The sequence below is a fragment of the Sorangiineae bacterium MSr12523 genome (assembly GCA_037157775.1).
Classification (GTDB): domain Bacteria; phylum Myxococcota_A; class Polyangia; order Polyangiales; family Polyangiaceae; genus Pendulispora; species Pendulispora brunnea.
On the sequence record CP089982.1, the window covers coordinates 6,263,604 to 6,284,373 of the forward strand.

Here is a 20,770-nt window from a genome sequence, read left to right on the forward strand (position 1 = left end):
GGCCCTTCCGCGCCGTGCGCGCTACTCTCGAATCACGCGGTCATGAAGGTACTGGCTTGCTCCTCGTTCGCGCTGGTGCTCGTTTGCGGTTGCGCATCCAGCATTCCCGAGATTGAGAGCCCCGTGGGCGAAGCGCACCACGAGACGCCCCACTTCGTGCCGAGCGAGACGGATATCTTCTCGGAGCAATACTCCGACGTCGATCCGAGCGCGCTCGATCAGTTCCGTGCGGAGCTCGAACCGCACGGCAGCTGGGAAGAAGACCGGAGGCTGGGCACCGTCTGGTATCCGTCGCGCGCGGAGGTGGGGGCGAACTTCACGCCCTACGCCACGCACGGGCGATGGACCTACGGCCAAGGCGAATACGTCTGGGTCTCCACCCTCCCGTGGGGCTGGGCCACCTTCCATTATGGCCGATGGATGTTCTCCGGCCCGCGCGGGTGGGCCTGGGTTCCCGGCCGCCGCTACGCCGGGGCATGGGTGGTCTGGCGCACCGGCTCGTCGGGCTACGTGGGTTGGGGCCCCGCACCGGCCAATTGGTACTGGCAGAACGACGTCCCCGTGCGCACGCCGAAGCCGACCACACTCGGCTTCGTCTATTGCAAGACGACGGATCTGTTCGCGCACTCCATCGCCACGAAACTGATTGGCATGCCCGACGTCGTCCGGATTGCAACCGAGACGAAACCTTATGCGTGGCAGGAAAAATCGGCTTCGCTGGCGCCCATGAGCAATGCGCCACATCCCACGGAGCTCGGGATTTCGCAGGCGAACATCGCGATCACACCCTCCGACGATCCCGCGCTGCAGCGCGCATGGCTGTTGGCCCGACCAGGTGGCGCACGCGCCGCCGGCGTCCGTCCCTTGTTGGGCAGCGATCCACCTCGGCTCAAAGAATGGGTCATCGGCCGCCCCAGGTACATTCAGTCGAGCTCCAACGAAGGCAAATAACTTCGCGGCCCGCGGTTTGGTTTCGAGTCGTCGGTAGAGATAGGCTATGGATCGGTGTACCTCATGTACATCGACCCGACCTTGAACAAAGAGGTCTTCGGCTGGCGTAGCCCGAACCTCGGCCTTGAAATGCCCATCGTGCGCTACGGGCACTATGGGCATGCGCTCCTTCTCTTCCCCACGGCCCAGAGCGATCTTTACGATGCCGAGCGCTTTTATCTGATCAAAGCGGTCGAGCACCATTTGCTCAATGGTCGCGTGAGCATTTTTGCGATCAATACGATCAACGATTTGTCGTGGATGAATCGCGATATCGGCCCGAAGGAAAAGGCACGCAGGCAGTCGCTCTATGCCAAGTACGTCGAAGAAGAGGTGGTGCCGCACATCCGCCGCTCCCTAGGTAATCCCGATGCGCGCATCGGCGTGACCGGGGCGAGCTTCGGCGCGTACCATGCGGCCAACTCGTTTTTCCGCCGCCCGGATTTGTTCGACACGCTGATTGCCATGAGCGGCTTTTACGAGCTCTGGCCCAGCTGGCTCCACGGGTACCAGGACGACAATGTCTATTTCAACAATCCCATGTGGTACGTGCGCAACATCCACGACGCGCGCACGCGGGATTTGATCCGGCATAGCCAGATTCACATTTTGACGGGCCAAGGGCAGTGGGAGCACCCGCAGCAGTCGAAGGACTTTTCGAACGTGCTCTGGGAATCGAAGATCTGGAACAACCTGGATCTGTGGGGCCATGACACGCCGCACGACTGGCCGACGTGGCGAAAGATGCTCAACTACTACTTGAGCGAGCGGCTCGGATGGTGACGAGGCGGGTCGGGCTGCTCGTCGGGAGGGAGCGCTCCTTTCCCGAGGCGCTGATGGCGGAGGTCGCCCGGCGCGACGTCGGCGTGGAGGTCGTGTATGCGAACTTCAACGCGCCCCGTGCGACCGACAAGCTCGAGTACGAGGTGATCGTCGACCGCATTTCGCACGAGGTGCCTTGCTACCAACCTTTCCTCAAGGTGGCGAAGCTCCGCGGGGCGCGCACGATCAACGACCCCTTCTTCCGCATTGCCGATGACAAGTTCTTCGACGTGGCGCTGGCGGATGCCCTGAGCGTCAGCGTCCCCAAGACGGTGCTTTTGCCATCGAAGGACTACGAGAGCAGCATCAGCGCCGAATCGCTCCAGCACAACATGGGGCTGGTCGACTGGGAGGCCATCGAGCGCGACCTCGGGTTTCCCATGTACATCAAGCCGCACTGGGGCGGTGGCTGGACGGGCGTCACGCGCGTCGCGTCGATGCAGGAACTGCACACGGCGTACGACAACAGCGGGCGCTACACGATGATCGTGCAGGAGGAGATCCGCTGGGTGCAGTACGTGCGCTGCATCGTCATCGGCCGCCGCGACGTGCTTCCTGCGCTCTGGGATCCGCGGCTGTCGCACTTCGACCGGTACCGGCATGCGCACGAATCGATGCCACCGCTCGGCGCGGAGCTGGAGGCCCGCGTGGTGCACGACGCGCTCAAGCTGACGCGCGCGCTGGGCTACGACATGAACACGGTGGAGTTCGCGATTGCCGACGGCATCCCGTACGCCATCGATTTCATGAACTCGGCGCCGGACTTCGACATCACGTCGCTCGGCGAATCCCACTTCCGATGGACCGTCGAAAAGATGGCCGACCTGGTGATCGATGCGGCAAAGACCCCGCGCGCGAGCCGCCCGCGCTGGAACGAGCTCACCTCCATTGTTTGACGTCGTTCGACCTGATTTGAGGAGTACCTGATGCCGAAGTCCCTTCTCGTCTTGGCCAGCTATTTCAAAGGGGAGCGCTTCATGCGCCAGGCCCATGCGCGCGGTGCACGCGTGTACCTTTTGACCTGGGAGAAGCTCCTCAAAGAAGCGTGGCCGCGCGAATCGCTGACGGAAGTGTTCGCGCAGCACGACAAGCCCAAGCTCGACGAGACGATTCGCACGGTGAGCTATCTTTCGCGGTCGATCAAATTCGACTCCATCGTGGCATTGGACGACTTCGACGTGGAAATCGCCGGTGCGCTGCGTGAGCACTTCCGCCATCCGGGCATGGGCGATTCGGGCGCACGCTATTTCCGCGACAAACTGGCCATGCGGCAGCGCGCCAAAGAATTCGGTGTGCCCGTGCCGGACTTCACCGGGGTGTTCAATTACGACGAGGTTCGCGCCTTCACGCAGCGCACGCCGGCGCCTTGGATGAACAAGCCGCGCTCGCAAGCCAGCGCCGCCGGCATCACCAAGGTGAAGTCGGAAGAGCAGCTCTGGCGGCTCATCGAGGAGCAGGGCGATGCGCAGTCGTTCCATCTGCTCGAGCAGTATTTGCCGGGTGACGTGTTTCACGTCGACTCGCTGGTCGTGAAGGGCAAGGTCATCTTCGAGCTGGCCCACCGCTGCGGCGATCCGCCCTTCGACGTGGCCCACGGCGGCGGGATTTTCTCCACGACGACGTTGGATCGAAATTCCGAGCAGGCGGCGCAGCTGCGGGAGATGAACGAGCGCGTCATTGCGGCGCTGGGGCTCGAGTACGGCTCGGCCCATACCGAGTTCATTCTGGGCCGGCACGACAACCGCTTTTACTTCCTCGAATCGGGCGCACGCGTCGGCGGCGCGCACATCGCCGAGTGCATCGAGGCGGCGAGCGGCATCAATCCTTGGGCGGAGTGGGCGAACATCGAGATCGATCGCGACGACTACAAGCTGCCGCCCGTGCGCAAGGACTACGCCGGCCTGCTGATGACCTTGTCCAAGGACGAGCGGCCGGATTGGTCGAGGTACACCGATCCGGAGATCGTTTACCGCGCGCCGGAGCCGAACCATGCGGGCCTGGTGGTGCAATCGAGCGATCGCAAACGGGTCGAGCACCTCCTGGACGATTACAAAGCGCGCTTCGCGCGTGATTTCACCGCCGTTCTTCCTGCCGCGAAAGAGCCGACGAACTGAGATGGATACCCCGCGCCGCACCGCCTTCAACCAGGCTTTCGACAAAGAGGATCTCTTTACGCGCTACCACCGCTGGCTGGAGAGCGCGGTGGGGCCCTTCCCATTTCGGTTGGCCGAGACGCCGCTGTTCGTCACGCCCGAGCTGAGGGAGCAATTGGTGCGGTCGGCGGAAGAAATCGTCGGCCAGCTGTCCAAGCCGGAGACGTTGGGGGAGCTGAAGAAAGCCATCCCGGCGAAGTACGACGCGCCGGGCATGGATCCCTTGCCCGATTGCGTGCAGGTCGACTTTGCGCTGGTGGAAGGCCCCGGCGGAAAGCTCGAGGGCAAGGTCGTGGAGCTGCAGGCGTTTCCCTCGCTGTACGCGCTGGAGACGGTGGAGGCCGACGCCTGGAACGAGGTTCTCGCCAAGGTGCCGGGGCTCGACGTGGAGTGGACGTGCTTCGTCGAAGGGAGCCGGAGCGAGAACATCGACTGGATCCGCCGCATGATCCTGGCCGACAACGATCCGGAGGAGGTGGTGCTGGTCGACCACGAGCCGGAAAAGCAGAAGACGGCCCCCGACTTCGTGGCGACGAAGCGGCTTTTCGACGTCAATGCGATTTGCGTCACCAAGTTGATCAAGGAGGGCCGCCGCCTTTACCGCGATTCGGGCGGGCGGCGCATTCCGGTAAAGCGCATTTACAATCGCCTCGTGTTCGACGAGCTCGCGGTGAAAGGCGTGGAGCCGCCCTTCGATTGGCGCGACGATCTGGACATCACCTGGTGCTCGCATCCCAATTGGTATTGGACCTGGTCGAAGTACGCTCTGCCCTTCGTGAAACACGCAGCGGTGCCGCCGACGCGCTTTCTGTCGGACATCGCGGACCTTCCCGAGGATCTCTCGCGTTACGTGCTGAAGCCGCTCTTTTCCTTCGCCGGCGCCGGCGTGGTGATCGACGTCACCCACGACGTGCTCGCGCGCCTGGGCGATGCCGAGCGGAAGAACTTCATTCTGCAGGAGAAGGTGGATTACGCGCCCGCCATTCGCATGCCTGACGGCAACGGCGTCAAAGCCGAGGTCCGCGTGATGCTGCTACGCCGCTCCCTCGAGGGCCCACGCCCCTTGGTGCCCCTTCTCTTCTTGGTGCGCACCTCCCGCGGCAAAATGCTGGGCGTCGACTTCAACAAGAACCTCACCTGGGTCGGCGGCACCGTCGCCATCTGGCCCCGCGAATAGCTCGGTCACGCCCCGAGAGAATTGAACAGGGAGGCGGGGAGGCGGGGAGTTTTTTTTGTTTCATTGCGCTCACTGGGCGGACTGAAAACCCAAAAATCTCCCCGCCTCCCCGCCTCCCTGTTCAATCTTCTGGGTCGTCTTCAGGGGGATTTGTAGCGGATGTTCCAGACGAGCATGTTGCCGTCGTCGACCATGAGGAGGGATCCGTCTTTGGCGACGGCGAGGCCGACGGGGCGGCCCCATACTTCGCAGCGGTCTTGACCCAGCATGAAGCCGATCGCGAAATCGTCGTAGCCGCCGATGGGGCGGCCGTGGTTCATGCGGATGCGCACCAGTTTGTAGCCGGTGCGCTTTTGGCGGTTCCAGGAGCCGTGGAGGGCCACGAAGGCGTCGTTCACGTATTCCTGCGGGAACATCGAGCCGGTGTAGAAGGCAATCGACATCGTGGCCGAGTGGGCCTGGATGAGGACATCGGGATCGAGGGTCTGACGCACCAGCGATGGGCGCATGTTCCGATGGGCCGGATCTTCGTGGCGCCCCATGTAGCCGAAGGGCCAGCCATAAAAGCCGCCGTCTTTCAGCTCGGTGGCATAGTCGGGCACGAGATCCTCGCCGCGGCCATCGCGCTCTTGAACCACCGCCCACAGCGCGTGCGTCTCCGGGTGAAACGCCAGCCCAATGGGATTGCGCGTGCCGTAGGCAAAGACCCTACGGCCGCTGCCGTCGGGGTTCATCTCCAGCACGGACGCGCGCGGCTCGGGCTCCTCGTCGGCGTTCGTCTCGGAGCCGACGGTCGCATAAAGCTTCGTGTGCTCGAGGTTGAACGCCACATTGCGCGTCCAATGCGCATTGTACCCGCCGCTGGGAAGCTCCGTAATGAGCTCGGGCTCGCCCTCCGCCGCCGTTTGCCCGGGGCGGTAACGAAAGCGCACGACGCGATCGGTATTGCCGACGTAAAGCCACGATTCGTGAAAGGCCAACCCAAAGGGCCGATTTTGCCCCGTGGCAAAGGTGAAATGCGCGTCCGAGCGACCATCACCGTCGATGTCGCGCAACACGATGATGCTGCCTGCGCCCGCATCCGCCACGAAGACATCGCCATCGGGCGCCACCGTCACCCAACGCGGGCCCTTGAATATGCCTTCCGCGAAGGGCGCGATGGTGAAGCCCTCGGGCATCACCAGGTTCGCCCCGGCGGGGCGCGCAATCACCGTCGGCCCATTCGTCGCGGTCTCACCACCGGGGTGCGGCAGATCGCCCACGCGGATCTCGTGGTGCCCGAGAACGCCGACCCCCACCACGCGAGCATCGGACGTCGCCCGCACGTCCGTCGCCTCCCCCGTGCGGCACGTCGATCCACCTTTGCATCCCGCGCACGCAACGAGCGCCGCCCCCAATGCCAAGGATGCTACCCGATGGCTCGACATGCCCGGAGAGAATTCACATGAAGGCGGGAAGGCGGGAAGTTTTTTAATGGTCGAGAGCGGCAGAAAAAAAACCTCTCTTCCTTCCCGCCTTCCTGTGAATTCTCTCTTTTTCGTTACACCTCGCGTGCAGCCTTCACCGCTGCAACGTAGCGTCGCGCGGCCTCGGTGACCGCGTTGGAGTCACCCGCGCGGAGCTTCTCGATATCGATCAGGTCGGCGCCCACACCGATGGCGCTGGCCCCTGCGCGGATGAAGTCGCCCGCGGTTTTCTCGGAGACGCCGCCCGTGGGCACCAAGTGCACGTTGGGCAATGGCGCTTTGATCGAGCGGATGTAGCTTGCCCCGCCCATGGCGCCGCACGGAAAGACTTTCACCATGTCCGCGCCGGCGCGCACGGCGCGCATGATCTCCGTCGGCGTGAGAGCGCCCGGAAGCACGGGAACGCCGTACGTGCGGCACGAGGCCACGATGGCCTCGTCCACGATGGGGCTCACCACGAACGCCGCACCCGCCAAGGTGCACGCACGCGCCGTCTCGGCGTCCAGGACCGTGCCGGCGCCGATGACCACCTTGTCGCCGTAACGGCTCACCAACGACTCGATGAGGGGAACGGCACCGGGGACCGTCATGGTCACCTCGATGACGTCGATCCCGCCGGCCCGCACCGCATCGATGGCAAGCGTCGCCAATTCCGCCGACGGCGCGCGAATGACGGGGACGATGCCTGTTTCGATGACTCTATCGACGATTCGCTTTTTCATGATTTACCTTTCGACGCGCGCGCCGAGCCCCTTCATGGCCTTTTCCACCTCGGCCAACGTCGCCATCGACGTATCGCCTGGTGTGGTCATGGCCAGTGCACCGTGCGCCGCACCGCACTCGACGGACCATTGGGGTCCTTTGTTTTGCAAAAACCCGTAGATCAAACCGGAGGCAAACGAATCGCCCCCGCCGATGCGATCGTAAATCTCCAAGTCCACCCGCTGCGGGGCCGCGTACAGCCGGCCCTCGTAGAAGCAGACCGCGCCCCAATCGTTCTTGCTCGCCGTTTTCGCCTGACGCAAGGTCGTCGCAATCATCGACATGTTGGGATACGTCGCGGAGACCTTTTGAATCATTCGCTCGAACGACTCGATCTCCAGCGAGGCGTACGTCTCGTCGGTGTGTTCGACCTCGAAGCCCAGGGCGGCGGTGAAGTCTTCCTCGTTGCCGATCATCACGTCGACGTAGCGAGCGAGCGAGCGATTGACCTTTTGCGCGCGCTCCTTGCCGCCGATGCCCTTCCACAACGATTCGCGGTAGTTCAAGTCGTACGAGACGACGACGCCGTGCTTTTTCGCCGCGACCATCGCCTCCTCGGCCAATGCGGCGCTCGTTTCGGACAGCGCCGCGAAGATGCCGCCGGTATGGAACCAGCGCGCGCCTTGCTGTCCGAAGATGCGCTCCCAATCGATCTGCCCGGGCGCAAGCTGACTTACCGCGGTGTGGCCGCGGTCCGAGCATCCAAGGCCACCGCGCAGGCCGAAGCCGCGCTCGGTGAAGTTCAAGCCATTGCGGACCGCGCGTCCCACGCCATCGTATGGCAACCAACGGACGTGGGATACGTCGACACCGCCCTGGAACATCAAGTCTTCGACCAGCCGCCCCACCGGGTTGTCCGCCAATGCGGTGACAATCGCCGTGTCCAGACGGAAACAGCGCTTGAGCCCTCGGGCGACATTGTATTCCCCTCCCCCTTCCCACGCCCGGAACGTGCGCGCCGTATGAACGCGCCCCTCGCCCGGGTCGAGGCGGAGCATGACCTCCCCCAGCGCTACGAGGTCAAAACGGCAATTCGTCTTCGGTCGAATGGTCAGACTCATGAGCTCCTCGTCAAAATAGGTAGTACATTCCGAACATGTAGCGTTGATTCTCGGCGCTGGCGCCATCGAGGAATCGCTGCCAGGTCCACTGGTACGATAGGGCGACACGTGCCGCGGGGGTGATATCGAAAAAGATGTTCGCGTCGAAGTACCGCTGCAATCGGAAGACGTTTCGCATTTGCGACGGATCGACGAGGCCGGTGATATTTCGCGACTCGCCGTGCGTGAAGTTCGACGAGATGAACACGCGCCCGGAAGGCGGCAGATAGTACTGCATCCCCACGACGAAGCTGCGCCAATCGATGGTGTGCAACGAACCACCGCGGTCGTAGATGACGAGTCCGTTATCGACGTCCGAGGTGTACGTTCCGCCGGGCGGGTTCGGAAGCGGCGGCTGCGTCGCCCCAGCCGTGATGCCCATCTGATCGGCCATCGCCGCGCCGACGACGAACGAGCCGGTGAGGGTCAACGCATTGGAGCGCTTCTCCGCATCAGGCACGGGGATGATCGGCAGCATCGCATCGACCGAAAGACCCCAACCGGCCTCCGTTTTCGTGGTGTTGGGATTGGCCGAGAATTCATTGACCCGAAAGCTTCGCACGAGCCCGGACACGGCCAGCGCCGCGCCATCCGCTGCGGTTCCGAGGGAACCCGGCGTGTGCAGTGCTTTCCAGTTGTTCGCGGTGATCTTCAGTGCGGCTTGCCCCTCGGGCAACGTCGAGTCGCGCTGCGTGGGACGGATGGCAGCGGCGCCGATGTCGACGTTGATGGGATCCGTTTTGAAAGTGTGCGAAAGACGAAGCTGCATGGAACGGTGCAGCACTTGATTGGGTATCGGGAGGTATTGCACCGACGCCGGAAAGAAGTACGGCTGCGCCCCGAAAAGGACGTAACTCTCACCACCGAGAACGTCGACGTAGTCGTTCAGCAATCGCACATATGCGTGGCGCACGCGGAACGTGGGGTTGTTGAAAAGCTGCGACTCGTTGACGTTGGGCGGCTGATTTCCCATGAAGTCACCCTCGAGCACCGCCGACGGTCGGATGCCGTGAAACTCGGGCGACTCCATGCGAAAGCCAATGCGGCTGTTACGCGCGGTGAAGGTGGTGCGACCCTTTTGCCCAGCGAGGGTGTCCTCGCGCTGGATGACGGTGGAACCGGCGGAGTCGTTGTAGCTCCGGGTCGAGTCGTGCATGATGTTGAACTCGACGAAGCCGTAGATGCTAATGCGCCACTCGTTGGCGTCGGAGCCGATTCTCACCGTATAAGGAGAACGCGCGAACTCGGAGACGGAGGCAAAGCCTCGCCTCCCCTTTCCCGTACCGAACGCGGGCCTGGTTGCAGGAGCCGGAGAAAGCGAAGGAGCAGGCGGCGGCTCGCCCGGCGGCGGAACGATCGGCGCGGGCTGTGTAGCCGGCGCGGGTTGCGCGGGCGGAGGTGCCGCCCCCGAGGGAGCCGGGGGCGGTGGCGTTGGTGTCTCCGCGGGTGGTGGGATCTGTGGCGGTGACACCGGTGTCATTTCTTGTGCAGAAGAAGAGGGTGCCGGCGGAGGCGCCGGCGCGGGTTCTTGAGCGGGCGGCGTTTGCGCAGCCGCGCTGGAAGAAACCAGCATGGCCAACACGAAGGTGGAAACGATACACGGTGTTTGGATCGAGCGATTGGTCATGTGCGTGCTCCCTTCACCACATGGCGCAACGCCGACGGTATGGATAGTACCCTCGACGCTACGAGACTGGAGGCGATACTAAACGATCTCGATCATTAATACCTATTGATTCACACCGCTCGCCAAAACACCTCCATCCACGACGAGGATTTCTCCATTGACGAAGCTGGCTGCATCTGACGCAAGGAAGACCGCGGCCCCAGCGAGCTCCTCTACCCTTCCGAATCGCTTCATGGGATTTCGTACGCCAAACTCGCGGCCTCTCTCGGTTCCATCGAGCAAGCCCGCGTTCAGATCCGTTCGAAAAACTCCGGGCGCAATGGCGTTCACCAGCACACCGCGCGAGCCCCACTCGATGGCCAGCGTCTTCGTGAGCGCCCCCACTGCCGCCTTGCTCGAGTTGTACGCTGCCGTCTCATACAGTGCGACGAATGTGGAGATTGACGCGATGTTGATGATTCGACCATAGCCGCGCTGCAGCATATGCCGTCCGAACACCTGGCAGGCGCGTAGGGTGCCCGTGAGGTTCGTGGCCAGAATATCGTTCCATTCTTCCTCGCTCACATCGAGCGTGGGGGTCCGTTTGGTCTTTCCGGCGCAGTTGATCAAAATATCCACTTTGCCAAACGCCTTCACGGCCCCCTCCAGCAGGCTCTCGAGCGATGCGCGGTTTCCCACGTCGGATGTCACGCGGAGCGTGCGGCGCCCTCGCCGCTCGATTTCTTTCGCGACCTCCTCCACGGGCTCTGGACGTCGAGCAGACGCCACGACGTCGGCCCCCGCATCCGCCAGACCCAAACTAAGGGCCCTTCCAATGCCGGTCGTTCCCCCCAGAACCACGGCCACGCGCCCGTTCAGGCGCAAACCATCGACATGACCCGACGCTGCTTGGTCCTGTGCACTCATGAACGCTCCCTCGTTGCCCGTCTCGCAATTGGTAAGGCCACTTGACAGCCTGACCATGTTTTCGTAGTATTACACCGGTTACCTTGCGGATTCTAGACAGTCAAGTCGCGCCTCACGTTCGAACGACTTCGAGAGGATTCACATGAAGGCGGGAAGGCGGGAAGGTTTTTTTGTTGGTTCAATCGGAGCCATCGGCCCAACTGAAACGACAAAAAAATCGCGACGCGACGGGCGCGTCGACACCCCTTCCCGCCTTCCCGCCTTCATGTGAATCCTCTCTAGAGTCACTGAGCTCCCATGCCGATACGAACCGTCGAAAATCAGCGTCTCTATCGGCAAATCGCAGATCAGGTCACTGCGCTGATCGAGGCTGGGGAATTCGCGCACGGTTCGCGTCTTCCCTCCGAGCGCGATCTGGCCGTGCAGCTCGGTGTGTCGCGGCCTTCGGTGCGGGAAGCGCTCATTGCCCTCGAAATCGAGGGAAAGGTCGAAGTGCGGGTGGGAGCCGGCATTTTCGTGGCCGCACCGCGGCCGGTAGCCGTTCCCGATCCTTCGACCGAAGCGGGCCCCTTCGAGCACCTGCGCGCGCGCTGGCTGATCGAAGGCGAGATTGCTGCCGAGGCAGCGAAAAATGCGCAAGCGGAGGATCTCGTTCCGATTCGCGCGAGCGTGCAGGACATGCAAAATCGCGTCCGCAAAGAGCTTCCCACGGAGGACTCCGACCGCGCCTTTCACTGTGGCATCGCCAAGGCGACGCACAACAGCGCGCTCGTTCCCGTGGTTCACGATTTATGGGGCCGCGGGCGCGGTGCCATTTGGCGGCGCATGGAGCACCACTTTCAGACGCACGATCTGCGAACGGCGACGCTCGAGGATCACCGCGCCATCTTGGACATGCTCGAGACCGCCGATGCACGTGGCGCACGCGCGGCCATGCGACACCACTTGGATCGGGTGGTGCGCGAGTTCAGCCGGCGATGGGACCTGCTGAAAGAAACCGAAACAGGCATAAATCCAGCCCTCCAAGCATTAGCCAAAAAAAGAGGGTCACAACGATGACGACCAACGGCCTCCTCTCGAACGATCGCCTCTTTCCTTCCGACCCCACGGAGCGCGCCATCGCGCGCCGCCTCTATGAGGAGGTGCGTGCGCTTCCCATCGTCAGCCCACACGGCCACACCGATCCCGCGTGGTTTGCCAACGACGAGCCCTTCCCGGATCCTGCGCAGCTGCTCATCATTCCGGATCATTATATTTTCCGCATGCTCTACAGCCAGGGCATCCCCCTCGAGTCCATTGGGGTGCCCAGCCGAAATGGGAATGCCGGAGAGAAGGACCCGCGCAAGATATGGCGACTCTTCGCGGAGAATTGGTACCTGTTCCGCGGCACCCCCTCGCGCATTTGGCTGACGCATGCCCTGAATCAGGTCTTTGGCATTACCGAGCGACTGACACCGGTGTCAGCTGATCGCATTTACGATCGCATCGCGGAGTGCCTGCGCCTTCCGGAATACCGGCCTCGCGCCCTGTTCGAGAAGTTCGGCATCGAGGTCCTGGCGACGACGGAGTCGCCGCTCGATCCCTTGACGCACCACAAGAAGATTCGCGCCTCGGGCTGGTCGGGAAAGGTCATCACGGCATACCGCCCCGATCCGGTGGTGGATCCGGAATACGATGGATTCCGCGACAACGTGGCGCAGCTCGGCCAGATCACTGGCGAGGATACGACGAACTGGAAAGGCTATTTGAATGCGCTGGCGAATCGCCGGCAGTATTTCGCCTCGTTCGGTGCCACGTCGACCGACCATGGGCACCCCACGGCCGCCACGTTCTCCCTTCCCCTTTCGGAATGCGAATCCTTGTTCGGCAAAGCCATCCAAGGGCAGCTCGCCGGCGCCGAAGCGGAACGGTTCCGTGGGCACATGCTGACGGAAATGGCGCGTATGAGCATCGAGGACGGGCTGGTGATGCAGATCCATCCCGGCTCGCACCGGGATCACAATCCGTCGCTGTACCGGGCCTTCGGGAAAGACAAGGGCGCGGACATTCCGACGCGCACCGATTATGTGCGTGCACTCAAGCCGCTGCTCGATCGATTCGGGAACGATAGGCGCTTGTCCCTCATCGTCTTCACGTTGGACGAAACGTCGTATTCGCGCGAGCTCGCGCCGCTGGCGGGACACTATCCGGCGATGAAGGTCGGCCCGGCATGGTGGTTCTTCGATAGCCCCGAGGGCATGCGGCGCTACCGCGAGAGCGTCACGGAGACGGCGGGGTTCTACAACACGGTCGGCTTCAATGACGATACGCGTGCCTTCCTCTCCATTCCGGCGCGCCACGACGTCGCACGGCGTGTCGACTGTGCCTTCCTGGCCAAGTGGGTCGCCGACCACCGACTCGATGAAGACGAAGCCGCTGAACTGGCCGTCGACCTCGCCTACAACCTGGCGAAACGCGCGTACAAGCTTTAGAATTTGCTGCGCGGGAGACCCACCGCAAATGAGTAGTTCTCCTCTATTGAAACTCCACCCGCGCGACGACGTGCTCATCGCCAAGGTTCGTCTGCCCGCCGGCACCATGGTGGAAACGGAAGAGGGTCCCGTTCCGCTGGCGCAGACCATTGGAGCCGGGCACAAGGTGGCGTACCGGGCGCGTGCAATCGGTGAGCCGGTTCATCGCTACGGCCAGGTCATCGGTCAATGCACGGCGCCCATCCATCCCGCCGAGCACGTACACGTGCACAACCTTCGTGCGGTGGCCTTTCCCCGCGGCGAGCGACCGGCCGAGCCGTCGCGAAACACAACGACGCACGCTGCGCTCGAGCCGACGCGGTTCTTCGAGGGATACCTGCGGCCCGATGGGCGCGTGGGGACGCGGAACTACGTGGCCGTCCTGTCGACGGTGAACTGTTCGGCAACGGTGAGCCATCTCGTGCGGGATCACTTTCGCGAGGTGCAACGCGACTTCCCCAACGTGGACGGCGTGATTGCGCTGACGCACAAGAGCGGGTGCGGGCTCGTCTCCGGCGGGGACGACCACGCGACACTCGAGCGGGTGCTGGCCGGCTATGCGCACCATCCCAACATTGCGGCCTACGTGGTCATCGGCCTTGGCTGCGAGGTCGCGCAGGCGAGTCCCATGGCCCAGCGACATCGCCTCTCGCTGCTCGATTCCGGGCGTGCGCCACCCATCATTGGCATTCAACAACACGGGGGAGCGCGCAAGGCCGTGGCCGCAGCCATCGAGGCCATTGCGCAATTGCTGCCCCTGGCCAACTTTGCACGCCGCACCACGCGCCCTGCCAGCGATTTGATCCTGGCCACGAATTGCGGCGGCTCCGATGGATACTCGGGTATCACGGCCAACCCAGCCCTGGGTGCCGCCGTGGACGAATTGGTGCGCCTCGGCGGGACCGGTGTTCTTTCCGAAACGACGGAGATCTTCGGCGCCGAACACCTGCTCATGGCCCGTGCCGAAAGCGAAGCCATCGCGCGCAAACTGCAAGAGCGCGTCGATTGGTGGAAAACCTATTTGGCCATGCACAACGCCGATGTGGGCAGCAATCCATCGCCGGGGAACATGGCCGGAGGTATTACCACCATCGCGGAAAAGTCATTGGGCGGAATCGCCAAAGGCGGAACGACTCCCTTGGTCGATGTCCTCGAATATGCGGAGCGAATCACCAAAAAGGGATTCGTCTACATGGACACACCCGGCTACGATCCCGTGTCCGTCACCGGCTTGGTGGCCGGCGGGGCCAACATGGTGTGCTTCACCACGGGGCGCGGATCCGTCTTTGGAAGCAAGCCGGTTCCTTCGTTGAAGCTCGCGAGCAACTCGGCATTGTACCGCCACATGGAGGACGACATGGACATCGACTGCGGCGTGGTGCTCGACGGCACACCCGTGGAGGAAGTGGGCCGGCGCATCCTCGACGAGGTCCTCGCCGTCGCCTCGGGTAAGAAGACGAAAAGCGAATTGGCCGGCATGGGAGAAGCGGAATTCGCCCCGTGGATGCGTGGCCCCACCCTCTAACCGCGGAGACACGATGGACCCTCGCACACTGTTCGCAGTCGTACGACGCCGCCCCGGCCTGTACATGCTCGATTCGTCGTTCGACGAGGCCGTCGCCTTCGTCCAAGGCGTCGATGCCGGCAATGCCGGATGCCTCCTCCACGGATTCAAGGAGTGGCTCCTGGTGACGTTCGACGGCAGCGCGAGCCTCTCCTGGGTCGCCCTGGTATTGCGCGCAGCGTTTCCGGAGACGCCGGCCGCGTGGGAAAGGTCGAAGTTGACGGCGGAGCAGCAGAAAATCGGGTTCGACTTTTTGTTTCTGCTCTTGGACGACTTCTTCGTGCTGCGGAGCCAATCGGACGGCCTTCGAGCCATCTTCGAGCGATACACGGCTTGGGTCCGCCAGCAGGCATGACGAGCCTACTTCGATTGTCGCGCAAGGGGACGGTGCCCCAAGATTCCGCACATCGTTTTCCGTTCGGCGTCCCTGCGATTCGCACGCTCACCACATTGGATCTCAGTGCGGCGGTCACCTTCTTCGTCGGCGAGAACGGGTCGGGGAAATCGACCCTCCTCGAGGCCATGGCCTGCGTGACCGAGCTACCATCCTTGGGCAGCGACGATCTCGGCTCCGACGACACACTGGCACCGCAGCGCGAGCTCGCGCGCGATCTGCGCCTCGCCTGGAACCGGCGCTCACGTCGTGGCTTTTTTCTTCGGGCCGAGGACTTTTTCGGGTACCTGCGACGACAGGCCCGCAACGATGCGCGCATCCGTCGCGAAGAGCTCGAGCGCGAGGGACTGTTCACGGATGACGATGTCGATGCCTCGATCACGCGGCACGTCGATGAGCGCTTCGCGGCACGCCACGTCAGCCGCTACGACGCGCGCTCGCACGGGGAGAGCTTCATCGAGCTCTTCGAAGAGAAGGTGCAATCGGGCGGTCTGTACTTGCTCGACGAGCCCGAGGCACCGCTGTCGCCAAAGCGTCAGCTCGAGCTCCTGAGGATCATCCGCCGCGCGACCAAGGCCGATGCCCAATTCATCATCGCGACGCACTCGCCCATTCTTCTGGCATGCCCCGGCGCGCGCATCTTCAGCTTCGACGACCCCCCTATCCGAGCCATCGCCTACGATGCATTGGAGCACGTGAGAGTCACCCGCGATTTCCTCCACGATCCGGCGAAGTACCTCGACGATCCGTAAGATTCCCGAGGCAACGTCGAAGGGGTATACTCCAAACCATGGTGGCTGTGGCGGCACTGCAATTGGAGGACGAAGACGGCGAGATGCCGGTCGAAGACCATTTCGTCCACCTGGACGGGGTCACCTGGGCCGATTACTTGCGCCTGCTAAGGATTCGCGGTGATCATTCGGCTCCTCGCATGACGTTTTGCGAGGGGTTGCTCGAGATCATGAGTCCGTCGCGCCATCACGAGTCCATCAAGTCGCTCATCGGCCGCCTGGTAGAGGCTTTCTGCCTGGAGAACGACATCGAGTTCAGCACCTACGGGTCGTGGACGATCAAAGAGAAGAAGCACGAGCGCGGCGCCGAGCCGGATGAATGCTACGTCATCGGCCGCGGGCCGGAAGGCCGGATGCCAAAGAATCCTCGGCGGCCCGATCTCGCGATCGAGGTGGTGTGGACCGCGGGCGGGATCAACAAACTCGAGGTCTATCGCAAACTCCAGGTTGCGGAAGTCTGGTATTGGCGGCGCAATCGCCTTCAGGTTTACCGACTTCGCCGCGAAAAGTATGCACTCGTCGAACGGAGCGTCGTCCTTGCCAACATCGATCTTGCGCTGCTGGTAAAGTTTCTCGACAAGCCGACCACGAGCCAGGCAATTCGCGATTACCGCAAGGCGCTTTCAAAGGCGAAATAGGCGTGGCCAGGCTCGCCGTTCTGGCCCTGGCCGGGCTGCTCTGCGTGCAATGCGCGGCGGCGCCAAGGCCCGCAGAATCACCGTCGAAATCGCAGCCTGCACCAGTGTGGGCTCCGCTATCCCACGATTCGTTCGTACCCTCGTACGACGTGCAAGTGCGACGCGGAAACACGAAAGGCCTCGACGAGGCCAAGGTTCCTTTCGCACGATACCTCGTTAGAATGCACAATCGCATTCATCCGATATTCGCCGACACCTTTCTCGCTTCGCTCGACGGACTTCCTCCGCAGGACCCGCGCAACAAACGCTCATTGGTCGTGCGGCTCGAAATCGTACTTTCCCGTGAGGGAAATGTGACGCGGGTGGGCATCGTGCGGTCGAGCGGCAATCGGGACTTCGATATGGGGGCACTCGATTCCGTCCTTCGAGCGGCGCCCTTCGGGGTGGCTCCAGATATCATTCTCTCTTACGATGGGCGTGTTTACCTCCATTGGGAATTCCATCGCGACGACTACGCGTGCATAACGATCAATGCGCGCCCGTTTCTCCTCGTGGCGGCGCCAGCACCCTAAATTGGCTTTGCGTGCCATTGGCGCTTCGTGTACGGCGCCGGGTGTGCACGCCGTGTGCAAGAGAGGGTGGCTGTGCAAGCACTGGCGGCTGTGATTGGGCGGCGTGGGCTACTTCCCATTGCGACCGGGGTACTCGTTTTTCTTGGCGTGCCGCTGTTCGTGGCGCTCGATCGGCACTTGCCGCCTCCGTGGAGGGAGCGCCCGCTCCCGTTCGAATTGGTAGCGGTGCTCGGCGCCGCCATCGCCATCGTGTATGCGCGACGCGCGCCGCGGCAGCAACAGACCATCGCGTTCGGGTGCGCCATTGCATGCAGCGTCAATGCAGGCATCGTCATTGGCTATCTCCGATTCGGTTATCACCAGCTTCCGCGTCCGCCGGCAGCATTTCCCATCGGAACGCACATGCAGCAGCCCCTCACGTTGATGGACCAAAATGGAGCGAACGTCGATGTGTCGGGGGCCAAAAGCCCCGTGCTGCTCATGGTCTTTCGTGGCGCCTGGTGCCCTTCGTGTCGCTCCGAGTTGGATCGGCTAGCGCAGCAGGTGCCACGTTTCGCCTCTACGGGCATTCGCGTTTATGGAATCAGCAGCGATCCACCGGATGCGCTCTTGCACCTGCAGCAATCCCAAAAGCTGCCATTTTCGTTGCTCTCGGATCCCGAGCAAAAGGCAACTTCCCTGTGTGGGACATCGATGCACTGTTTGCTTTTGTTCGATCGACGGGACGTACTGCGATGGGGCGGCTACAGCGAAACCTGGCGCGATCCGCCACGGTACGAGGAAGTACTCCAAGCTGCATATCACTTCCTCTAATTCGCAAATAAGGCCGGTGCGGTACTTGCTCTTATTCGATTTCGCCGAGTGGGTCGAGACTCGGCATGGAAAGGACGTGCGCATGCACCTTCACGCGCTCGCAAGGTTGACGTTGTTGGCAGGTGGAATCGGTATTGGCCTCGCATCGGGTTGCTCCAGCGCGGAAGAAGCGCAGCAGCCGCCCGAGGACGTTCAACCGAATGAGAATCCGGGGGCCGACGGGGCCAATGGGAATGGTGGGAATCAATTCATCCAGCCGGTGGCGGATCGTGCCTTCTCCACCCGGCTCGTTCTACCGCCGACCCTGACGCCAACGGACGGCGCGGATGCTTATCAGCTGACCATCAAGGCGGGTACCGCGCAAATGAAACCCGGTCGGGCGACACCCATCGTCGGATTCAATGGCATCTTCCCGGGCCCCACGATCATTGCCACCCGCGGACGTCCGATCTCCGTCACGCAAACGAATGCGTGGAACGAGAACGTGACGATTCACAATCACGGACACAAGGTCGCCGCCGACAGTGACGGACACCCCATCGATTACATCGCGCCGGGGACGTCCAAGGTCTATTCGTATCCCAACGATCAACCCGGCGGAACCTTCTGGTACCACGACCATACGATGGACGTGACCGGCCGACACGTTTACAGCGGCCTCGCGGGCTTTTACATCATTCACGATCCGGCGGAGGACGCGCTCCATCTCCCCTCGGGCGCATACGACGTACCGCTCCTGCTGCAGGACAAGCGATTTGCCGCCAACAACGACGCGATTTTCGACGAAAGGGAGATCGGTGCGGGATTCCACGGTGACACGGCCGTCGTCAACGGAGTCGTCAATCCGTTCCACGAGGTGGCCACCCGGAAATACCGTTTTCGTCTACTGAACGGCGCCAATGCGCGTATTTGGAATTTGCGCCTCAACGTCGGCGGTTCGGGAACACCACTCCCGTTCCAAGTCATCGCGTCGGACGGCGGCTTGCTCGCGGCGCCCGTGAACACGACCTCCTTGGCCATGGGCCCGGGCGAGCGATACGACATCGTGGTCGACTTCGCGAATCTCCCCCTCAATACGCGAGTCACCATGGCGAATACGGCCCGATCGCCGGGAGGCCCGGACATTCCCGCGTTGATGCAATTCGTGGTAGCGCGACAGGAGAGCGACCCGAGCACGGTGCCGGCCACGCTGGCGAACATCACGCGCTACAAGGAGGCGGATGCCAAAGCCCGAGCCAATGTTTCCCTGTCCTTCAACAATGGCGATTGGCGCATGAATGGTCGCGCTTACGATCCGGCGCGCATCGATATGGTGTCCAAGCTCGGCGCCGTGACGATTTGGACATTGACCAACGACTCGGGGCTGATGCACCCCTTCCACAAGCACCTGATCGAATTCAATGTTCTCGACATCAACGGCCAGCCGCCCCCGCCCGAGATGCGTGGCCTCAAGGACACCCTGTCCGTCCCCGGGCGGAGTACCGCGCGCATCATTTTCAAGAACGAGGGATTCTCGGGCACGTACGTGTTCCACTGCCACAAGCTGGAACACGAGGATCACCGGATGATGCTCCAGGAAGGCATCATTCCATAACCGCGCGGCGTGCGAAGGCTGCGAGGTCCCCGTTGAAGGCGTCGGCGCGCTCGTAGAACGGTGCGTGGCCCACGCCTTCGTACACCGCAAGGTGGGAGCCGGGGACCAGGGCGGCCGAGCGCTTGGCCATGCCCATCTTGACCAGTTTGTCCTCGGAGCCTTGCAGAACCAGCACGGGAACTTTGACGCGTGCGAAAGCCGCGTCCGTGCCGTCGAGCGACACGTGCGGGACGGCGGCGAACACCTCGCGCGGAACCTGTGCATTGTACGCGAGCATCGTTTCGAATTCCTCGCCGGTGGGCGGAACGGCGAAGCAATCGCGCAAGAACTGGCGATTCGCACCAATGCGCGTGGCCAGATCGGGCGATGCAAGCGGCGGCATGACACCGAGCAGCGCACGATCGAACGTGGTGACCGCCGCCACCAGCACGATACCGCCCAGACGTGCATCGCCGTGTGCGGCGAGGTAATTGGCAATCACCACGCCGCCGAGCGACCATCCCACCACGACGGGCCGCTCCGGCCCCAGCGTGTCGAGCACCGCCGCAAGCTCCTCGCCCCAACGGCGGCCTTCTTCGTAATACCGCGCATCGAGCGGCTTGTCCGAATCGCCATGCCCGCGGAGATCGTAGGTGACGAGCCGAAACTCGTCGCCGAGGGAGCTTGCAACCTGGCGCGTCCACGAAAGATGACTCTGGGCGAGGCCGTGCACGAAGACGATGGGGCGCCCCTTTGGGTTGCCCCAGGTTTGTACGGCGGTCCGAACGCCGTCGGGGGTTCGAACGAAGGAGACCTCGTGGTGTGGAGGCGTGCGTGCCTCCTGATGGCGGCACGCGACGAGCGCAAGGACGATGAGAAAGATGAATGCGAAACGAGAGAGCATGGCCTTGG

At 62.8% G+C, this 20,770-nt stretch carries 20 protein-coding genes; 14 read left to right on the plus strand and 6 right to left on the minus strand.

What is annotated here, in order from left to right; all coding sequences use genetic code 11:
• The first annotated feature begins 42 nt into the window (after positions 1 to 42).
• The 5 genes from LZC95_24125 to LZC95_24145 all read left to right on the plus strand — a co-directional run bounded on the left by LZC95_24125 (position 43) and on the right by LZC95_24145 (position 5,142).
• A complete protein-coding gene (locus LZC95_24125) occupies positions 43 to 951 on the plus strand; it encodes a hypothetical protein (GenBank protein WXA99890.1) in 909 nt (302 codons plus the stop codon).
• 63 nt (positions 952 to 1,014) lie between these two features.
• Positions 1,015 to 1,773 (plus strand): hypothetical protein, encoded by a 759-nt coding sequence (locus LZC95_24130; GenBank protein WXA99891.1) that lies wholly within the window; start codon positions 1,015 to 1,017, stop codon positions 1,771 to 1,773.
• Positions 1,767 to 2,708, plus strand: coding sequence for a hypothetical protein (locus tag LZC95_24135; GenBank protein ID WXA99892.1), 942 nt, complete (start codon positions 1,767 to 1,769; stop codon positions 2,706 to 2,708). The genes LZC95_24130 and LZC95_24135 overlap by 7 nt, the downstream gene beginning before the upstream one ends.
• A 30-nt stretch (positions 2,709 to 2,738) precedes the next feature.
• The gene (locus LZC95_24140) at positions 2,739 to 3,926 is read left to right on the plus strand and encodes a hypothetical protein (GenBank protein ID WXA99893.1); all 1,188 of its coding nucleotides are present in this window, start codon (positions 2,739 to 2,741) and stop codon (positions 3,924 to 3,926) included.
• A 1-nt stretch (position 3,927) separates the two neighbouring features.
• Positions 3,928 to 5,142 carry a hypothetical protein gene (locus LZC95_24145; protein ID WXA99894.1) on the plus strand — a complete coding sequence of 405 codons (1,215 nt, stop codon included), beginning with the start codon at positions 3,928 to 3,930 and terminating at the stop codon, positions 5,140 to 5,142.
• Positions 5,143 to 5,282: 140 nt separating this feature from the next.
• On the opposite strand, the gene LZC95_24150 is transcribed toward LZC95_24145, so the two are convergent.
• The 5 genes from LZC95_24150 to LZC95_24170 all read right to left on the minus strand — a co-directional run bounded on the left by LZC95_24150 (position 5,283) and on the right by LZC95_24170 (position 11,003).
• Positions 5,283 to 6,569, minus strand: coding sequence for a PQQ-dependent sugar dehydrogenase (locus LZC95_24150; protein WXA99895.1), 1,287 nt, complete (start codon positions 6,567 to 6,569; stop codon positions 5,283 to 5,285).
• A gap of 113 nt (positions 6,570 to 6,682) precedes the next feature.
• Positions 6,683 to 7,330: a bifunctional 4-hydroxy-2-oxoglutarate aldolase/2-dehydro-3-deoxy-phosphogluconate aldolase gene (gene eda / locus LZC95_24155; protein WXA99896.1), complete on the minus strand. Its 648-nt coding sequence runs from the start codon at positions 7,328 to 7,330 to the stop codon at positions 6,683 to 6,685.
• A 3-nt stretch (positions 7,331 to 7,333) separates the two neighbouring features.
• Positions 7,334 to 8,431 (minus strand): sugar kinase, encoded by a 1,098-nt coding sequence (locus LZC95_24160; GenBank protein WXA99897.1) that lies wholly within the window; start codon positions 8,429 to 8,431, stop codon positions 7,334 to 7,336.
• Between the two features lie 10 nt (positions 8,432 to 8,441).
• The gene (locus LZC95_24165) at positions 8,442 to 10,097 is read right to left on the minus strand and encodes a hypothetical protein (GenBank protein ID WXB00377.1); all 1,656 of its coding nucleotides are present in this window, start codon (positions 10,095 to 10,097) and stop codon (positions 8,442 to 8,444) included.
• Between the two features lie 102 nt (positions 10,098 to 10,199).
• Positions 10,200 to 11,003 (minus strand): glucose 1-dehydrogenase, encoded by an 804-nt coding sequence (locus tag LZC95_24170; GenBank protein WXA99898.1) that lies wholly within the window; start codon positions 11,001 to 11,003, stop codon positions 10,200 to 10,202.
• Between the two features lie 297 nt (positions 11,004 to 11,300).
• On the opposite strand from LZC95_24170, the gene LZC95_24175 reads away from it, so the two are divergent.
• The 9 genes from LZC95_24175 to LZC95_24215 all read left to right on the plus strand — a co-directional run bounded on the left by LZC95_24175 (position 11,301) and on the right by LZC95_24215 (position 19,879).
• Positions 11,301 to 12,062 (plus strand): GntR family transcriptional regulator, encoded by a 762-nt coding sequence (locus LZC95_24175; GenBank protein ID WXA99899.1) that lies wholly within the window; start codon positions 11,301 to 11,303, stop codon positions 12,060 to 12,062.
• Complete coding sequence (gene uxaC, locus LZC95_24180; protein WXA99900.1) at positions 12,059 to 13,474, plus strand: glucuronate isomerase; 1,416 nt, start codon at positions 12,059 to 12,061, stop codon at positions 13,472 to 13,474. Before LZC95_24175 ends, uxaC begins: the two co-directional genes overlap by 4 nt.
• Positions 13,475 to 13,502: 28 nt before the next feature.
• A complete protein-coding gene (locus LZC95_24185) occupies positions 13,503 to 15,038 on the plus strand; it encodes an altronate dehydratase family protein (protein ID WXA99901.1) in 1,536 nt (511 codons plus the stop codon).
• 13 nt (positions 15,039 to 15,051) lie between these two features.
• Positions 15,052 to 15,432: a hypothetical protein gene (locus tag LZC95_24190; protein WXA99902.1), complete on the plus strand. Its 381-nt coding sequence runs from the start codon at positions 15,052 to 15,054 to the stop codon at positions 15,430 to 15,432.
• On the plus strand, positions 15,429 to 16,223 hold the full coding sequence (locus tag LZC95_24195) for an AAA family ATPase (GenBank protein WXA99903.1): 795 nt from the start codon (positions 15,429 to 15,431) through the stop codon (positions 16,221 to 16,223). Before LZC95_24190 ends, LZC95_24195 begins: the two co-directional genes overlap by 4 nt.
• A gap of 38 nt (positions 16,224 to 16,261) precedes the next feature.
• Positions 16,262 to 16,900, plus strand: a complete 639-nt coding sequence (locus LZC95_24200) for a Uma2 family endonuclease (protein ID WXA99904.1) — start codon at positions 16,262 to 16,264, stop codon at positions 16,898 to 16,900.
• A gap of 221 nt (positions 16,901 to 17,121) precedes the next feature.
• On the plus strand, positions 17,122 to 17,472 hold the full coding sequence (locus tag LZC95_24205; protein WXA99905.1) for an energy transducer TonB: 351 nt from the start codon (positions 17,122 to 17,124) through the stop codon (positions 17,470 to 17,472).
• Between the two features lie 72 nt (positions 17,473 to 17,544).
• The gene (locus LZC95_24210; GenBank protein ID WXA99906.1) at positions 17,545 to 18,285 is read left to right on the plus strand and encodes a redoxin domain-containing protein; all 741 of its coding nucleotides are present in this window, start codon (positions 17,545 to 17,547) and stop codon (positions 18,283 to 18,285) included.
• An 82-nt stretch (positions 18,286 to 18,367) separates the two neighbouring features.
• Positions 18,368 to 19,879: a multicopper oxidase domain-containing protein gene (locus LZC95_24215; GenBank protein ID WXA99907.1), complete on the plus strand. Its 1,512-nt coding sequence runs from the start codon at positions 18,368 to 18,370 to the stop codon at positions 19,877 to 19,879.
• Here LZC95_24215 and LZC95_24220 read toward each other — a convergent pair.
• Complete coding sequence (locus LZC95_24220; GenBank protein ID WXA99908.1) at positions 19,869 to 20,762, minus strand: alpha/beta hydrolase; 894 nt, start codon at positions 20,760 to 20,762, stop codon at positions 19,869 to 19,871. The two genes, LZC95_24215 and LZC95_24220, sit on opposite strands and share 11 nt — an antisense overlap.
• Positions 20,763 to 20,770 lie beyond the last annotated feature (8 nt).

Bases quoted from the DNA above. Each gene is read 5' to 3' on its own strand.
- LZC95_24125 (WXA99890.1), top strand. From the start codon at position 43: ATGAAGGTACTGGCTTGCTCCTCGTTCGCGCTGGTGCTCGTTTGCGGT.
- LZC95_24130 (WXA99891.1), top strand. From the start codon at position 1,015: ATGTACATCGACCCGACCTTGAACAAAGAGGTCTTCGGCTGGCGTAGC.
- LZC95_24135 (WXA99892.1), top strand. From the start codon at position 1,767: ATGGTGACGAGGCGGGTCGGGCTGCTCGTCGGGAGGGAGCGCTCCTTT.
- LZC95_24140 (WXA99893.1), top strand. From the start codon at position 2,739: ATGCCGAAGTCCCTTCTCGTCTTGGCCAGCTATTTCAAAGGGGAGCGC.
- LZC95_24145 (WXA99894.1), top strand. From the start codon at position 3,928: ATGGATACCCCGCGCCGCACCGCCTTCAACCAGGCTTTCGACAAAGAG.
- LZC95_24150 (WXA99895.1), bottom strand. From the start codon at position 6,569: ATGTCGAGCCATCGGGTAGCATCCTTGGCATTGGGGGCGGCGCTCGTT.
- eda (WXA99896.1), bottom strand. From the start codon at position 7,330: ATGAAAAAGCGAATCGTCGATAGAGTCATCGAAACAGGCATCGTCCCC.
- LZC95_24160 (WXA99897.1), bottom strand. From the start codon at position 8,431: ATGAGTCTGACCATTCGACCGAAGACGAATTGCCGTTTTGACCTCGTA.
- LZC95_24165 (WXB00377.1), bottom strand. From the start codon at position 10,097: ATGACCAATCGCTCGATCCAAACACCGTGTATCGTTTCCACCTTCGTG.
- LZC95_24170 (WXA99898.1), bottom strand. From the start codon at position 11,003: ATGAGTGCACAGGACCAAGCAGCGTCGGGTCATGTCGATGGTTTGCGC.
- LZC95_24175 (WXA99899.1), top strand. From the start codon at position 11,301: ATGCCGATACGAACCGTCGAAAATCAGCGTCTCTATCGGCAAATCGCA.
- uxaC (WXA99900.1), top strand. From the start codon at position 12,059: ATGACGACCAACGGCCTCCTCTCGAACGATCGCCTCTTTCCTTCCGAC.
- LZC95_24185 (WXA99901.1), top strand. From the start codon at position 13,503: ATGAGTAGTTCTCCTCTATTGAAACTCCACCCGCGCGACGACGTGCTC.
- LZC95_24190 (WXA99902.1), top strand. From the start codon at position 15,052: ATGGACCCTCGCACACTGTTCGCAGTCGTACGACGCCGCCCCGGCCTG.
- LZC95_24195 (WXA99903.1), top strand. From the start codon at position 15,429: ATGACGAGCCTACTTCGATTGTCGCGCAAGGGGACGGTGCCCCAAGAT.
- LZC95_24200 (WXA99904.1), top strand. From the start codon at position 16,262: ATGGTGGCTGTGGCGGCACTGCAATTGGAGGACGAAGACGGCGAGATG.
- LZC95_24205 (WXA99905.1), top strand. From the start codon at position 17,122: ATGCACAATCGCATTCATCCGATATTCGCCGACACCTTTCTCGCTTCG.
- LZC95_24215 (WXA99907.1), top strand. From the start codon at position 18,368: ATGCACCTTCACGCGCTCGCAAGGTTGACGTTGTTGGCAGGTGGAATC.
- LZC95_24220 (WXA99908.1), bottom strand. From the start codon at position 20,762: ATGCTCTCTCGTTTCGCATTCATCTTTCTCATCGTCCTTGCGCTCGTC.